The sequence below is a fragment of the Pseudomonas sp. S3_B08 genome, from assembly GCF_054667725.1.
The window spans coordinates 5,217,128-5,231,604 of sequence record NZ_CP162750.1; the positions used below are offsets into that span (position 1 = coordinate 5,217,128).

General features: G+C 60.4%; 17 protein-coding genes. 3 read left to right on the forward strand and 14 right to left on the reverse strand.

What is annotated here, in order from left to right; translation table 11 throughout:
- Positions 1-193: 193 nt before the first annotated feature.
- The 9 genes from AB4N73_RS23600 to ubiE form a co-directional block, all read right to left on the reverse strand.
- Positions 194-901, reverse strand: coding sequence for a 16S rRNA (uracil(1498)-N(3))-methyltransferase (locus tag AB4N73_RS23600; RefSeq protein ID WP_041477553.1), 708 nt, complete (start codon positions 899-901; stop codon positions 194-196).
- On the reverse strand, positions 898-1,689 hold the full coding sequence (gene tatC, locus AB4N73_RS23605; RefSeq protein WP_016772075.1) for a twin-arginine translocase subunit TatC: 792 nt from the start codon (positions 1,687-1,689) through the stop codon (positions 898-900). Before tatC ends, AB4N73_RS23600 begins: the two co-directional genes overlap by 4 nt.
- Positions 1,686-2,117 (reverse strand): Sec-independent protein translocase protein TatB, encoded by a 432-nt coding sequence (gene tatB, locus AB4N73_RS23610; protein ID WP_460142610.1) that lies wholly within the window; start codon positions 2,115-2,117, stop codon positions 1,686-1,688. The genes tatC and tatB overlap by 4 nt, the downstream gene beginning before the upstream one ends.
- 10 nt (positions 2,118-2,127) lie before the next feature.
- A complete protein-coding gene (locus tag AB4N73_RS23615) occupies positions 2,128-2,409 on the reverse strand; it encodes a twin-arginine translocase TatA/TatE family subunit (RefSeq protein WP_016772073.1) in 282 nt (93 codons plus the stop codon).
- Positions 2,410-2,434: 25 nt separating this feature from the next.
- Positions 2,435-2,767, reverse strand: a complete 333-nt coding sequence (locus AB4N73_RS23620; RefSeq protein WP_003220849.1) for a phosphoribosyl-ATP diphosphatase — start codon at positions 2,765-2,767, stop codon at positions 2,435-2,437.
- Positions 2,760-3,161: a phosphoribosyl-AMP cyclohydrolase gene (gene hisI / locus AB4N73_RS23625; RefSeq protein WP_007899278.1), complete on the reverse strand. Its 402-nt coding sequence runs from the start codon at positions 3,159-3,161 to the stop codon at positions 2,760-2,762. Before hisI ends, AB4N73_RS23620 begins: the two co-directional genes overlap by 8 nt.
- A gap of 120 nt (positions 3,162-3,281) precedes the next feature.
- Positions 3,282-4,886, reverse strand: coding sequence for a ubiquinone biosynthesis regulatory protein kinase UbiB (ubiB, locus tag AB4N73_RS23630; protein WP_460142611.1), 1,605 nt, complete (start codon positions 4,884-4,886; stop codon positions 3,282-3,284).
- Positions 4,883-5,506 carry a ubiquinone biosynthesis accessory factor UbiJ gene (locus AB4N73_RS23635; protein ID WP_151551878.1) on the reverse strand — a complete coding sequence of 208 codons (624 nt, stop codon included), beginning with the start codon at positions 5,504-5,506 and terminating at the stop codon, positions 4,883-4,885. Before AB4N73_RS23635 ends, ubiB begins: the two co-directional genes overlap by 4 nt.
- Complete coding sequence (gene ubiE, locus AB4N73_RS23640) at positions 5,506-6,276, reverse strand: bifunctional demethylmenaquinone methyltransferase/2-methoxy-6-polyprenyl-1,4-benzoquinol methylase UbiE (protein ID WP_016772069.1); 771 nt, start codon at positions 6,274-6,276, stop codon at positions 5,506-5,508. Before ubiE ends, AB4N73_RS23635 begins: the two co-directional genes overlap by 1 nt.
- 154 nt (positions 6,277-6,430) lie before the next feature.
- Between ubiE and AB4N73_RS23645 the strand changes: the two genes are divergently transcribed.
- From AB4N73_RS23645 to AB4N73_RS23655, 3 genes are all read left to right on the forward strand, one after another.
- Positions 6,431-6,706, forward strand: coding sequence for a polyhydroxyalkanoic acid system family protein (locus AB4N73_RS23645; RefSeq protein ID WP_056787308.1), 276 nt, complete (start codon positions 6,431-6,433; stop codon positions 6,704-6,706).
- Between the two features lie 231 nt (positions 6,707-6,937).
- Positions 6,938-7,360: a phasin family protein gene (locus AB4N73_RS23650; protein WP_076565216.1), complete on the forward strand. Its 423-nt coding sequence runs from the start codon at positions 6,938-6,940 to the stop codon at positions 7,358-7,360.
- Between the two features lie 10 nt (positions 7,361-7,370).
- Positions 7,371-8,276, forward strand: coding sequence for a phasin family protein (locus AB4N73_RS23655; protein ID WP_460142612.1), 906 nt, complete (start codon positions 7,371-7,373; stop codon positions 8,274-8,276).
- Positions 8,277-8,531: 255 nt separating this feature from the next.
- On the opposite strand, the gene AB4N73_RS23660 is transcribed toward AB4N73_RS23655, so the two are convergent.
- From AB4N73_RS23660 to AB4N73_RS23680, 5 genes are all read right to left on the reverse strand, one after another.
- Positions 8,532-9,152 (reverse strand): TetR/AcrR family transcriptional regulator, encoded by a 621-nt coding sequence (locus AB4N73_RS23660; RefSeq protein WP_024011259.1) that lies wholly within the window; start codon positions 9,150-9,152, stop codon positions 8,532-8,534.
- A 30-nt stretch (positions 9,153-9,182) separates the two neighbouring features.
- On the reverse strand, positions 9,183-10,865 hold the full coding sequence (gene phaC / locus AB4N73_RS23665; RefSeq protein WP_460142613.1) for a class II poly(R)-hydroxyalkanoic acid synthase: 1,683 nt from the start codon (positions 10,863-10,865) through the stop codon (positions 9,183-9,185).
- Between the two features lie 140 nt (positions 10,866-11,005).
- Positions 11,006-11,860 (reverse strand): poly(3-hydroxyalkanoate) depolymerase, encoded by an 855-nt coding sequence (gene phaZ, locus AB4N73_RS23670; protein WP_016772063.1) that lies wholly within the window; start codon positions 11,858-11,860, stop codon positions 11,006-11,008.
- 215 nt (positions 11,861-12,075) lie between these two features.
- Positions 12,076-13,755, reverse strand: a complete 1,680-nt coding sequence (phaC, locus tag AB4N73_RS23675; RefSeq protein ID WP_041477559.1) for a class II poly(R)-hydroxyalkanoic acid synthase — start codon at positions 13,753-13,755, stop codon at positions 12,076-12,078.
- A 257-nt stretch (positions 13,756-14,012) separates the two neighbouring features.
- Positions 14,013-14,390, reverse strand: coding sequence for a gamma-butyrobetaine hydroxylase family protein (locus tag AB4N73_RS23680; RefSeq protein WP_217864588.1), 378 nt, complete (start codon positions 14,388-14,390; stop codon positions 14,013-14,015).
- Between the last annotated feature and the right edge of the window lie 87 nt (positions 14,391-14,477).

A 14,477-nucleotide genomic window follows, 5' to 3' on the forward strand; every position in this document is an offset into this window, starting at 1 on the left:
TCGGACCACTTAATTGGACTTATAGGGGTTGTATCGGCTGGGTGGTGGCAATCTGTAACGCCACTTGTCTGCGACTGTAGGGGCTTGTAGGAGCTGACGAGTGCAACGAGGCTGCGATCCTTTGATCTTGCTTTTAAAAACAAGATCAAAAGATCGCAGCCTTCGGCAGCTCCTACACAGGATCGGGGTCGCGTCAGAACAGGCGTGCGAGCAGGGCGGTGACGGCGGTTTCGACGCGCAGGATGCGCTCGCCCAATTGCACCGGTTGCAGGCCGGATTTTGCCAGCAGGTCGATTTCGTAGGGAATCCAGCCACCCTCGGGGCCAATGGCCAGGGTCACCGGTTCGTTCAGGGCGCGCGGGCAGGGCGGGAAGTGGCCGGGGTGGCCGACCAGGCCGAGGGTGCCCGCGCTGATCGCCGGCAGCCGATCCTCAACGAAAGGCTTGAAGCGCTTTTCGATGACGATCTCCGGCAATACCGTATCGCGAGCCTGTTCGAGCCCGAGGATCAACTGCTCACGAATCGCTTCCGGCTCCAGAAACGGAGTCTGCCAGAAGCTTTTTTCGACGCGATAGCTGTTGACCAGAATCACCTTGGCCACACCCATGGTCGCGACGGTCTGGAACACGCGGCGCAGCATTTTCGGCCGGGGCAGGGCCAGCACCAGGGTCAGCGGCAGCTTGGCCGGCGGTGGCTGATCAAGGCTGACACGCAACTCTGCTTCGCCCGCTTCCAGACGCAGCAGCTCAGCCGAACCCATCAGTCCGTTGATGCGCCCGACGCGCAGGCTGTCACCGACTTCGGAGCGATGCACTTCCTGCATGTGGGTCAGGCGCCGGTCGCGCAGGATCACGCGGTCGGCCGCAATGAAGTCGGCCTCTTCGAGCAGCAGCAGGTTCATGCCTGAGTCGCTGGCGGCTGGTCGTTGTGGTCGTCGGCCGGGGTTTCGTCCGGGCGTTCGCGCTTGCTGACCAGCGCGCCGAAGAGGATGCCGATCTCGAACAGCATCCACATCGGCACGGCCAGCAGGGTCTGCGAGAAGATGTCCGGTGGGGTGAGGATCATGCCGACCACGAAGCAGCCGATGATCACGTACGGGCGGATCTTCTTCAGGTATTTGACGTCGACCACGCCGATCCACACCAGCAGGACCACGGCCACCGGAATCTCGAATGCCACGCCGAAAGCGAAGAACAGCGTCATGACGAAATCGAGGTAACTGGCGATGTCGGTCATCATTTCCACGCCGGCCGGGGTGGCGGCGGCGAAGAACTTGAAGATCAACGGAAAGACGAAGTAATAGGCGAACGCCATGCCGATGTAGAACAGCAGGATGCTGGAGATCAGCAGCGGTACCGCGACGCGTTTTTCATGCTTGTACAGGCCCGGCGCGATAAAGCCCCAGATCTGATGCAGGATCACCGGAATCGCGAGGAATAGCGAAACCATCATCGTCAGTTTCAGCGGCGTCAGGAACGGCGATGACACGTCGGTGGCGATCATCGTCGCGCCGACCGGCAGGTACTGGCGCAACGGCGTCGAGACGAAGGTGTAGATCTGCTGGGTGAACGCGAACAGCCCGGCAAAGATAATGAAGATCGCCGCCACGCAACGCAGCAGGCGGGTGCGCAACTCGGTGAGGTGCGATACCAGCGGCATGTGCTGGTCGTTTTCCGGAAGATCGCTCATGGGGCTCGCGGCGGCAAAGTGGTGTCGTGAGGCGCAGGTGTGATCGGCGCGGTATTCGAGGCTACGTGTTCAACCGACGTTTCTGCGGGAGCGGATTGTGTCGGCGCGACAACAGGCGCAGGCGCTGTCGGCGCATCAATCGTCGGCTCAGCGGGCGGCTGCGCCGGCGTCGGCTCCTGTTGGCTCGGATTGAAAATCTTCCGCGCCTCTTGCTCCAGCGACAGAATATGTTCGTTGTGCAGTTGCCGACGGATCTCGTCGGCACCGATTTCACGTTCAACTTCCTGTTTGATCGCGTTGAAGCTGCGCTTCAGGCGGCCGACCCACAGACCGGCGGTGCGCGCCGCGCCCGGCAGACGCTCGGGGCCGAGCACCAGCAGGGCGACGAGGCCGACGAGCAGCAGTTCAGAGAAGCTGATACCAAACATTAGTCAGTGCTCACACGTCTTTGCGGATCGGCTCTTCGACTTTCTGCGCCTGCACGTCGATGGTGTGCGGCGGGTTGGCCTGAGCGGTGGTTTGCGGCTGCACCGGTGGCACTGGCTGGGCTGGCGGGGTCACGCTCGGTTCGGCCGGTTTTTCGTCGTCGTTCATGGCTTTGCGAAAGCCCTTGATCGATTCGCCAACGTCGGTGCCGAGGTTTTTCAGTTTTTTGGTACCGAACACCAGCACCACGACAATCAGAATGACGACCCAGTGTTTCCAGTCAAAAATGCCCATGTGGCGATTCCTCTCTAAAAGTTATTCAGGCGGACGGACGCGAGGCTTTCTCGACGTGTCCGGACAAGCCGAAGCGACGGTCCAGTTCATCCAGCACGGCCTGCGGATGCTGCCCCAGTTGGGCGAGCATGACCATGCTGTGGAACCACAGGTCGGCGGTCTCGTAGATCACATCACTGCAATCGCCGCTGATCGCGGCATCCTTGGCGGCAATAATGGTTTCGACCGACTCTTCGCCGACTTTCTCCAGAATCTTGTTCAGCCCCTTGTGATACAGGCTGGCGACATACGAACTGTCGGCGGCTGCGCCTTTGCGCTCTTCAAGTACCTGAGCGAGGCGGGTCAGGGTGTCACTCATGTGTGTGTCCTGCGGAATAGATAGCGTGCGGGTCTTTCAGTACCGGATCGACCGTTTTCCAGTCGCCGTTTTCGAAGACCCGGTAAAAGCAGCTTTGACGGCCGGTGTGGCAGGCGATGTCGCCGATCTGTTCAACCATCAGGATGATCACGTCGGCGTCACAGTCCAGACGCATTTCATGCAGGGTCTGCACATGGCCGGACTCTTCGCCCTTGCGCCACAGCTTGCCACGGGAACGTGACCAGTAGATTGCACGATTCTCCGCAGCGGTCAGTTCGAGCGCTTCGCGGTTCATCCAGGCCATCATCAATACGCGCCCGGTCTTGTGATCCTGGGCAATCGCCGGCACCAGGCCGTCAGCATCCCACTTGATCTCGTCCAGCCAGTTTTTCATCGTCAAATCTCGAAAAGCAGCAGCAAGCCAGGAGCTTCGAGCTGCAAGTAAACGCACGTTGCGGCGTGCCTGTAGCGTCAAGCTTGAAGCTGGCAGCTTATAACTTGCAGCTCAATCGTGCTATCGGCGAACGACCAGATACAAACCGACCGCCACCATGATTCCGGCGGGCCAGTGCGCCCACTCGGTCAACGGACCACCCGCTGCGAGGATCGCGCCGCCGGCCAGATGCGCGCAGCCGAGCAGGCGCAGGAACCAGTCGTCCTTGCGTTTGTGCCACGGCGGCGGAGGATCTTTGGCGTGGGGTTGCGACATGCGTTCGAGCAGATCGCGGGCCATGTTCGACAGGTGCGGAATCTGCTCCAGCTGGCTCTGCACGTTGCCCAGCAGGGCTTTCGGGCTGACGCGTTCGCGCATCCAGCGCTCGAGAAACGGCTGCGCGGTGTTCCACAGATCCAGATCCGGATACAACTGACGGCCGAGGCCTTCGATATTCAGCAGAGTCTTTTGCAGCAGAACAAGCTGCGGCTGCACTTCCATGTTGAAACGGCGAGCGGTCTGGAACAGGCGCATCAGCACCTGGCCAAATGAAATATCTTTTAACGGTTTTTCGAAGATCGGTTCGCACACCGTACGGATCGCCGCTTCGAATTCGTTGAGTTTGGTTTCCGCCGGCACCCAGCCCGAATCGATGTGCAACTGCGCGACACGGCGGTAGTCACGCTTGAAGAAGGCGAACAGGTTGCGCGCCAGATAGTCCTGGTCTTCCGGGGTCAGGCTGCCGACGATGCCGCAGTCGATTGCAATGTACTGCGGGCTCCACGGATTGACGGTGCTGACAAAGATGTTGCCCGGGTGCATGTCGGCGTGGAAGAAACTGTCGCGGAACACCTGAGTGAAGAAGATCTCCACGCCACGCTCGGCGAGCATTTTCATGTCGGTGCGCTGGTCAGCGAGGGTCGCCAGATCGGTGACCTGGATGCCGTAGATGCGCTCCATCACCAGCACTTTCGGCCGGCACCAGTCCCAATAGACTTGCGGTACATAAAGCAGCTGCGAGCCTTCGAAGTTGCGGCGCAACTGGCTGGCGTTGGCCGCCTCGCGCAACAGATCGAGTTCGTCGTAAATGGTCTTTTCGTAATCCTGCACCACATCGACCGGGTGCAGCAGGCGTGCGTCAGCGGAGAACTTCTCGGCGGCGCGGGCCAGGATGAACAGCCACGCCAGATCCTGCGCGATGATCGGCTTCAGGCCCGGGCGAATGACCTTGACCACGACTTCTTCGCCGCTTTTGAGCTGCGCCGCATGCACCTGCGCTACCGAGGCCGAGGCCAGCGGGGCGACGTCGAAACGGCTGAACACTTCGCTGATTTTCTTGCCCAGCTGTTCTTCGATCAGCTTGATCGACAGCTGCGAGTCGAACGGCGGCACGCGGTCCTGCAGCAGCATCAGCTCATCGGCGATGTCTTCCGGCAGCAAGTCGCGGCGGGTCGAAAGAATCTGCCCGAACTTGATGAAGATCGGCCCCAGATCCTGCAACGCCAGACGCAAGCGCGCACCACGATTGAGCTCCAGCGGCTTGCGCGGCAGCCAGCGCCACGGCAGCAAAAAGCGCACGGCCAGAAGGAACCAGGGCAGTGGCAGATCGAACAGCAGGTCATCGAGGCGGTAGCGGATCACGACGCGCTGGATGCGCAACAGACGGCGGACGGCAAGCAGCTTCATGCGTTATCGCTTGGGTCGAGGGATCGGGAAAGGCGCTCGAAACGCGCCTCGAGTCGTTCCAGATCAAGTTTGATCCGGTCCAGTTCGCTGAATCGCGCTTCGGCTTCACGCTGCCCGACAAGGGTGCGCGATTCTTCGGCGAGGTATTCGGCAAGATTCTGGTTGAGGCTGGCAAATCCTTGTTGATACCAGCGTGCGCGGCTGCGCAGATGGCCACCGAGCAATTGCGTGGCGACCGGACCGAGCCAGCGCGAGAGTTCGTACTCCCAGTCCAGCTCAAGATCCTGCAGTACGCCGGCCAGCTCCAGCAGCACGCCGCTGTCGCCATCGAGCTCGACTTCCGGCGCGTGCAGCACGGCGGTCTTGTCCTTGCTCAGGGCCAGTTTCAGCAGGCTCGAGGCCGGTGCGCGCAACGTGCAATCGACATCTGCTGCCCACTGCGAGGCGAGCATCAAGCCTTCGTCGCTGGGCAGGATGAACAGTTGCAGCGCCGGGCTGCGGCAGTCGACGGCAATCACCTTGCCGGTCAGATGCGCCAGGCGCGGCAGGGCCGTGCTGTCGAGACGCAGCACCCGGTTGAGGCCGAGTTCGACGCTGGCGAGCAGCCCGGTAAGCAACATCAGGGCTTGATGCCGCGGTGCAGGGCGACGATGCCTGCGGTCATGTTGTGATAGGTCACGCGGTCGAAACCGGCCTCGACCATCATCGACTTCAGGGTTTCCTGATTCGGGTGCATGCGGATCGATTCGGCCAGGTAGCGATAGCTTTCCGAGTCATTGGTGATCAGCTTGCCCATCAGCGGCATGAAGGCGAACGAGTAGGCGTCGTAGGCTTTGGACATCAGCGCGTTGGTCGGCTTGGAGAATTCCAGCACCAGCAGGCGGCCGCCGGGCTTGAGCACGCGCAGCATCGAACGCAACGCGTCCTCTTTGTGCGTGACGTTGCGCAGGCCGAAGGCGATGGTCACGCAGTCGAAATGGTTGTCCGGGAACGGCAGTTTTTCCGCGTCGGCCTGGACGAATTCGACGTTGCCGGCAACGCCCAGATCGAGCAGACGATCACGGCCGACCTTGAGCATCGACTCGTTGATGTCGGCCAGCACGACCTGGCCGGTCGGGCCGACGAGGTTCGAGAACTTGCGGGTCAGGTCGCCGGTGCCACCAGCGATGTCGAGTACGCGGTTGCCGCTGCGCACGCCGGAAAGCTCGATCGCGAAACGCTTCCACAGACGGTGCATGCCGCCCGACAGAAGGTCGTTCATGAGGTCGTATTTAGCGGCTACGGAATGGAAAACCTCAGCGACTTTTTCCGCTTTCTGGCTTTCCGGAACGTTTTTGAAGCCGAAGTGAGTGGTGGGTTCGGCATCGCTGCCTTTGCGCTGATCAGTCATATCGCTGTCACCAAAAGAGAATGCGCGACATTCTAATCCCCAAGCCATGCTTTGTCTTGGAATGGCTAAAGGTAAGATGGGCAACCTTCGGGACGATTTGCCGCAGATGCGGTCAAGATTCAACGTCAGCCATTCAATCATCAGGAGTCATTCCATGGCCAAAATCAGTGTTGAGCGCGCCCACACCCTGGGTAAGGAAGCCGCCCGCGAAAAGGCCGACAAACTGGCCAAAAAGCTCAACGAACAATACGGCCTGGAGCCGCAGTGGTCGGGCGACACCCTGAACCTCAAGCGCTCCGGCGTGAAAGGCGAAGTGCATGTGGCGGACGATTCGATCAGGGTCGACGTCGAACTGGGCCTGATGATGTCGGCCATGAGCGGCATGATCAAAGCCGAGATCGAGAAAGCCCTCGACAAAGCCCTGGCCTGATTTCCAGATTGAAATCCAGTCCCCTGTGGGAGCGAGCCTGCTCGCGAAAGCGGTGTATCAGTTGACTGAAATGTTGGCTGATATGACGCATTCGCGAGCAGGCTCGCTCCCACATTTGTTTTGTGATGCTCCCGCTGGTTAGGGTGCCCTTTCTAATTTTTCTCCCTACTTTGTGCCTGAGCCCGACACTCGTCCGGCAGTTCCTCAAACCTTCTGCGCGTGAGGTGCACCATGGCCAAAGTCATTTTGAAGAAAAAAATCGACGCTCCGACTTCCACTCTGAGCGACGTCAAATCCTATGCCCGCAAGATCTGGCTGGCAGGCCTGGGCGCCTACACCAAGGTCGGCCAAGAGGGCAGCGAGTACTTTCAAGAACTCGTAGCCGCCGGTCAAACTGTTGAAAAGAAAGGCAAAAAAGCCGTCAGCGAAAAACTCCATGCGGCCAACGCCGAGATCGATGACGCGGCCACTCAGGTCAGCTCGTTCAAGGGTCGCGTTGAAGTTCAGCTCGACAAGGTCGAGAAGGCCTTCGACAACCGTGTGGCCAGCGCCTTGAATCGGATCGGCATTCCGTCTAAACATGACGTTGAGGCACTCTCTGCTAAGCTCGATGAGCTGACGGCATTGCTCGAACGCGTCGCGCGAAAATCTTAAGGAGAACGGGATGGCTGGCAAAAAGAACACCGATAAAGAAAGCAGCTCGTGGGTCGGGAAGGTCGAGTCCTACTCCCGCAAAATCTGGCTGGCTGGTTTAGGCGTGTACTCGAAGATCGACACTGACGGCAGCAAACTCTTCGATGCATTGGTCAAAGACGGCGAGAAAGCCGAGAAGCTCACCAAGACTGCGGTCGGCAAGAAAGTCGAGGACTCGACCTCCTCGGCCAAGTCGCGTATCAGCGGCGTGAAAGATCGCGCACTGGGCAAGTGGGACGAGCTGGAAGGGGCTTTCGACAAGCGCCTGAACAGCGCGATTTCGCGCCTGGGTGTGCCGAGCCGCAATGAGGTCAAGGCGCTCAACGCCAAGGTCGATACGCTGACAAAGCAGATCGAAAAACTCACCGGTCTGAAAGCTCAGCCCGTAGCGGCGAAAACCGCTGCGGCGAAACCTGCCAGTAAAACTGCAGCGGCCAAACCTGCGGCGAAAACCGCAGCCAAGCCACTGGCCAAAGCGGCGGCAAAACCGGCTGCGAAAGCTGCGACCAAAACTGCGGCCGCCAAGCCCGCGGCCAAAGCGGCAGCCAAACCGGTTGCCGCCAAGGCCGCTGCCAAACCGGCAACCAAAGCGGCAGCAAAACCTGCGGCTAAAGCTGCAGCGAAACCAGCGGCCAAGCCAGCAGCGAAAACTGCTGCCGCCAAACCCGCTGCGAAGCCTGCGGCCAAGCCGGCTGCGGCGAAAAAGCCAGCAGTGAAAAAACCGGCCGCGCCGAAAGCCGCTGCGCCGAAACCGGCTGAGGCGCCATCGACTGCGCCAACAGCTCTGGCCAACGCGGCAAACTCCGCTGCGGCACCCACGGCAGCAGCTACTCCGACTGCGGCATCGACACCGTCGACGCCATCCAGTCAGTCCTGATTTCAGGGCAAATCAAAAACGCCCGGCCTGTGAAGGTCGGGCGTTTTTGTTTGTGCATTCCAAGCGGCCCCTCACCCCAGCCCTCTCCCCAAGGAGAGGGAGCCGACCGAGGTGTCCTGCGTCATACGTCGACCTCAACAAATCGAGTCGATTATCGATTCAAAGAAGCTCGCTCAGGTCGGCGTAGCTCGCGAACATCCCCCAATCAGTCCCCTCTCCCCTCCGGGAGAGGGTTAGGGTGAGGGGCTTTTCGGGTCAGTCGTGATCCTCAAGGTATTGCAAGGCCATCCGCTCTGTCGCCACCTTCACTGGCGGCAGCAAATGCGGCGCCACCAGCATCATGATCTGATAAACCACCAACCGAACCTCTCCCTCACGATCAAGAATCCGCTGGTAATCCAGCGAGAACAGCAACGTCATGGTCACCTGCTCCACCAGTTGCCCCAATGCCTGGGTATCGCTGACCAGTTGCCCCGAAGCCTTCAATCGCGCCAGCAACGACGCCAGCGTGCGCTTCAGCGCATTGAGCAGATTGCGAATCCCCTTGGCCAGTTTCGGCAAGCGCCCGGCGAGGTTCGACAGGTCCTGGAACAGGAACCGATACTGCGCCAGGCGCTCGACGATCAAATGCAGAAACAGCCAGTAATCCTCCGGTGCAAGCTCCACGTCCGGCGGCGGGTCGAGCAGGGGCGCGAGCTCGTGCTGGAAGCGTTCGAACAGGCCGAGAATCAGCGGTTCCTTACCGTGGAAGTGGTAGTAGAGATTGCCCGGGCTGATCCCCATTTCGTTGGCCACCTCCATGGTGGAAACGTTCGGTTCACCCTTTTCGTTGAACAGTTGCAGCGCACATTCGAGGATCCGGTCGCGGGTTTTCATCCAGTCTTCTTAGAAAATTTCGGTTGAGCGTCAGCGCACATGCACATAGGTGCCAGGTGCTGCTTCCATCGGTGGATAGTTCGGATTGCCGAGGGGGGTGCGAGTCTCATTCAGGGCGCCGGAGCGCTGGGCGACCCATTCCAGCCACTGCGGCCACCAGCTGCCGTCGACGTGTTTGGCATCGTAGTACCAGGCACGCGGGTCGCTGCTCAGTTTGGCGTTCTCGACGTAGGCAGCTTTCGGGTTGCTCGGCGGGTTGAGGATGCTCTGCACGTGGCCGCTGTTGGACAGCACGAAACGTCGTTCGCCACCGAGCAGCAGGGTCGAGCGATACACCGCGTCCCACGGCGTGATGTGGTCGTTCATGCCGGCGACGCTGAAGCTGTCGACATTGACCTTCTGCAGATCGATCGGCGTACCGCACACCTCGAGACCGCCAGCGTGGATCAGCGGGTTGTGCTTGAAGAAGTCCAGCAGATCGCCGTGCAGCGCCGCCGGCAGGCGCGTGTTGTCGTTGTTCCAGTAGAGGATGTCGAAGGCTGGCGGCTCCTTGCCCAGCAGGTAGTTGTTGACGAAATAGCTCCAGATCAAATCGTTGGGGCGCATCCAGGCGAAGACCTTGGCCATGTCGCGACCGTCGAGCACGCCTCGCTGGTACGAGCGACGTTTGGCCGCTTCCAGTGTTTGCTCGTCGGCGAACAGCGTCGCCGGGGTTTCGATCTGGCTGTCGAGCAGACTGACCAGGTAAGTCGCGCTGGCGACCCGGCGCAGTTGCCGTTTGGCCTGCAAATGCCCTTGCAGGGCGGCAATGGTCAGGCCGCCGGCGCAGGCGCCCATCAGGTTCACTTCACGCGCGCCGGTAATCGCCCGGCAGATGTTCATCGCTTCTTCGACCGCTTCGACGTAACTCGACAGGCCCCACTCGCGATGGCGCACATCAGGGTTGCGCCAGCTGATCATGAAGGTCTGCAGGCTGTTTTTCAGGGCGTACTGGACGAAGCTGTTCTGCGGGCTCAGATCGAAGATGTAGTACTTGTTGATTTGCGGCGGCACCACCAGCAAGGGCTTGGCGTACTGCTTTTCGCTCATCGATTTGTACTGGATCAACTCGAACATTTCATTGCGAAACACCACAGCCCCAGTGGTGGTCGCTACGGTTTTGCCGACCTCGAACGCCTGCTTGGTCACTTGCCGTGGCAGGCCGTCGTTGTGCAACAGATCATCGAACAGATGGCTCAGGCCACGCACCAGACTCTGCCCGCCGGAATTGAACAGCTCCTTGACCGCCAGCGGATTGAGCAGGGTGTTGGAGGGCGCTACGGCGTCATTGAGCAGAGTGAAAGCGAAGTGCGCACGGGCACGATCTTCAGGGCTCATGTCGCCTTCATCGATCCAGCTCTTGACCTGTTTCTGCCAGGCCAGATAAGCCTGCAGGCTGCGTCGGTAGAACGGGTTGAGGCTCCACGCCGGATCGGCGAAGCGGCTGTCTTGCGGATTGGTCGGGTGCAGGGTTTCGCCGAGCAGTACGCGGCCCAGCTGTCCGCCAAGCTTCAGCGCATGCTTTGCGCTGTGCAACGGATTGCGAAAGCCGTGGGCGGCGACGCTGCGCAGTGTCGACAGCAGATCCCTGCCACGCAGACCGGCGATCGCACTTTGGGCGTTGATAAACACGGCGGGGCTGGGCACCACGCCCGTCGCTGGTTTTTCGCGCATGACTCAACACTCCTTCGTCTTCAGGGCAAAAACACACTCACCGAACCAGAACACCATAGACGCTGTTACCGGTTGCTGCCTGCGCGGCGTCCTGCCGCGCGCTTGATTTGAAAAGTGCTGCATAAAGCAGGCCGCCGCGATCAGCCGCCGAGCGGGGTCGGATGCGGGTGCATGACTGCGCGCAGACGCTCCTCTTCGAGAAACTTCATGATGATCGGCGCCACCGCTTCGGCGCGGGTAATCAGGAACAGATGGCCGTCATCGATGATGTGCAACTGGGCGTTGGGAATGCGCCAGGCGAGCATGCGCATGTTGATCAGCGGAATCAGCGGATCGTCATCGCCGGCCAGCACCAGCGTCGGCTGATGGATCTTGTGCAGCCAGTGGATGCTGGTCCAGCCGAGGCCGGCGAACAGTTGCCAGTAGTAACCGAGCTTGCCCGCCGAGCGCACTTTCGCCGCATGGCTGGCAGCCAGCGTCGGGTCGCGACGGAACGAGCCGCCGTAGATCATCGGCGCGATGCGGATCACATGGGATGGCTGAATGTAGCGGCGCGGGCTGGCCATCATCCATAGCACTTTCGGTTTGCCCGGCACCATCACCGCACCGGCCGCAGTGGCCGCCAGTACCAGTTTCTTGCAGCGCTCGGGATAGTCGTAGGCAAACTGCTGCGCCAGAGCTCCGCCCCACGACACGCCGATCACATTGACCTGACCGTAGTCGAGATAGTCGAGCATCCGCGCCGTCAGTTTGGCCAGGCCGGGAAAGCGATACGGCCGGTTGGGCGTCGAGGAGCCGCCGACCCCGGGCACGTCGAAGGCGATCACTTCCAGATCCGGGTCGAGCGCCGCGACAAACGGGAACACCAGCTCCAGGTTGGCGCCGATGCCGTTGAAAATCAGCAGAGGCGTCAAATGAGGCTTGCCGGGACGCACCGCCGTGCGGAGGGTCTGTCCATCCAGATCGACGGTGCGGAATATGAACGGTTGCGGCATGCTTCAGGCCCTGTAGATTTCAAGTCCACCCTTATTCCTGTAGGAGCGGACCTTGTGGTGAGGGGATTTATCCCCGTTCGGCTGCGAAGCAGTCGTGAATCGAGTAGCCGCGGTGCGTCTGACAAATCACGGTTTCAGGATTCGGGGTCGCTTCGCAACCCAACGGGGATAAATCCCCTCGCCACAAGGCCCTCTCCCACAATGGGTGGTGTCAGTTACCGTTCGTGAACATAAGTGCCCGGCGAAGCCTCGCCTGCCGGGTACGCTTTGTTGCCCAGTTTCGTCGGGGCCTTTTTCAGGTTGCCCGAGCGCTCGGCCAGCCATGCCTGCCAGTACAGCCACCAGGAATCGGTGTGCTTGGTCGAGTTTTCCTGCCAGTCATCGGCAGTCGCCGCCATCTCTTCGCTGGTCATGTAACGCGATTTCGGATTGCCCGGCGGGTTGAGGATGCTCTGGATATGGCCGCTGCTCGACAGCACGAATTCAACTTTACCGCCGAACAGTTGCGCCGACTTGTAGCAGGACTTCCACGGCGTGATGTGATCGTTGGTGCCGGCCAGCGAGAAGATGTCGGCGGTGACCTGCTTGAGGTCGATCGGCGTGCCGCACACTTCCAGTGCATTGGGGCGGATCAGTGGATTGTTTTTGAACATCTCGATCAGGTCGCCGTGGAACGCAGCGGGCAGGCGGGTGGTGTCGTTGTTCCAGAACAGAATGTCGAACACTGGCGGCTCATTGCCGAGCAGGTAGTTGTTGACCCAATAGTTCCAGATCAGATCGTTGGGGCGCATCCAGGCGAAGACCTTGGCCATGTCTTTGCCTTCCAGCACGCCGGCCTGGTATGAGTGGCGCTTGGCGGTCTCCAGGGTCTGCTCATCGACGAACAGGGCGACGTCGCTGTCCAGGGTGGTGTCGAGCACGCTGACCAGCAAGGTGAGGGCGTTGACCTTGTTCTCGCCGAGCGCGGCGTAGTGGCCGAGCAGGGCGGTGCAGGTGATGCCGCCGGAGCAGGCGCCGAGCATGTTCACATCTTTGCTGCCGGTGATCGCGGTGACTACGTCGACCGCTTCTTTCAGCGCTTCGATATACGTCGACAGACCCCACTCGCGCTGGGCCTTGGTCGGGTTGCGCCAGCTGATGATGAAGGTCGGCACATTGTTGCGCAGGCAGAAGCGCGCCAGACTCTTGTCCGGGCTCAAGTCGAAGACGTAGAACTTGTTGATCTGCGGCGGCACTACCAGCAGTGGGCGTTCGTGGACCTGCTCGGTGATCGGCCGGTACTGGATCAGCTCCAGCACATCATTGCGGAACACCACCGCGCCTTCGGTGACGCCGAGGCTCTTGCCGACTTCGAACGCGCCCATGTTGACCTGGCTCGGCATGCCGCCGTTGTGCACCAGATCCTTGGCCAGATGCGAGAGGCCATCGAGCAGGCTTTTGCCGCCGGTTTCGAAGAAGCGTTTGACCGCCGCCGGGTTGGCCGCCGTGTTGGTCGGCGCCATGGCTTCGGTCATCAGGTTGATGACGAAATGCCCGCGAGCGATGTCCTTGGGGGACAGGCTGCTGTCATCGATCCAGGCATGCAGTTCCTTGCGCCAGGCCAGGTAGGTTTGCAGATAACGTTTGTACAGCGGGTTCTGGCTCCACGCCGGGTCGGCGAAACGGCGGTCGTCACCGGCCGGTTGCAGCGCGGATTTGCCCAGCAGCACGTTTTTCAGCTCGAGGCCGAAATGGGTCACGTGCCTGACGCTGTGAATCGGTTGTCTGATGGCCTGTTTCAGCACCATCCGAGCAGAGGCCAGCAGATCCTTTCCGCGCAGCCCGACGACGGGGTTAAGCCCCAGAGTGTTTTCCGAGGCTTGGTACTTCAGGTCATCGTTATTCTTGTCACTCATCTACGACGCTCCATTGTCCTGAGACGAGTACCCGGTTTCACGCTGTCGCTTCCACAGCCAATGCCGGGTACTACTGCTCGGGTGACCGTTGATTCTGCATAGCTGCTTTACAGTCGTAGAGCACTGCAGGGAACTTGCCAGCTCCATTGGTTACCCGAGTTTAATTTTTTTCGCAAGCGGCCGATCCGGGGCCATATGCGCGGAGCATTCAAACAGATGAAGTTAGAAAATGCCCTCTAAAGAGCAAGAGCCACGGCCTAGAGCATCAGCTTGACGAACGACTCGTTCGGATCGCGGGATTTTCCGGCAGCGCGCAGCTCGGCAAGATAATCGTCCCAGAGTTCGTTCTGGCGCTTGCCGAGTTCGTAGAGGTATTCCCAAGTGAACAGGCCGCTGTCGTGACCGTCGTCGAAGGTAAGTTTCAGTGCATAGTTGCCAGCCGGTTCCAGCTTGCTCAGACCCACGTTGAGCTTGCCGAATTGCAGGATCGGTTTGCCGTGGCCCTGGACCTCGGCGGAGGGAGAGTGCACGCGCAGAAACTCGGCGGGCAGAGTGTATTCCTCGCCGGACGCGTAAGTGAGCGTCAGGGTTTTCGAGGCTTTGTGCAGTTTGATGTCGGTGGGGATTCGATTCATGGGCTGGCGTCCGATGTGTGGGCGACCCTGATTCAAATGTGGGAGCGAGCCTGCTCGCGAAAGCGGCGGGTCAGACGGCATTGATAC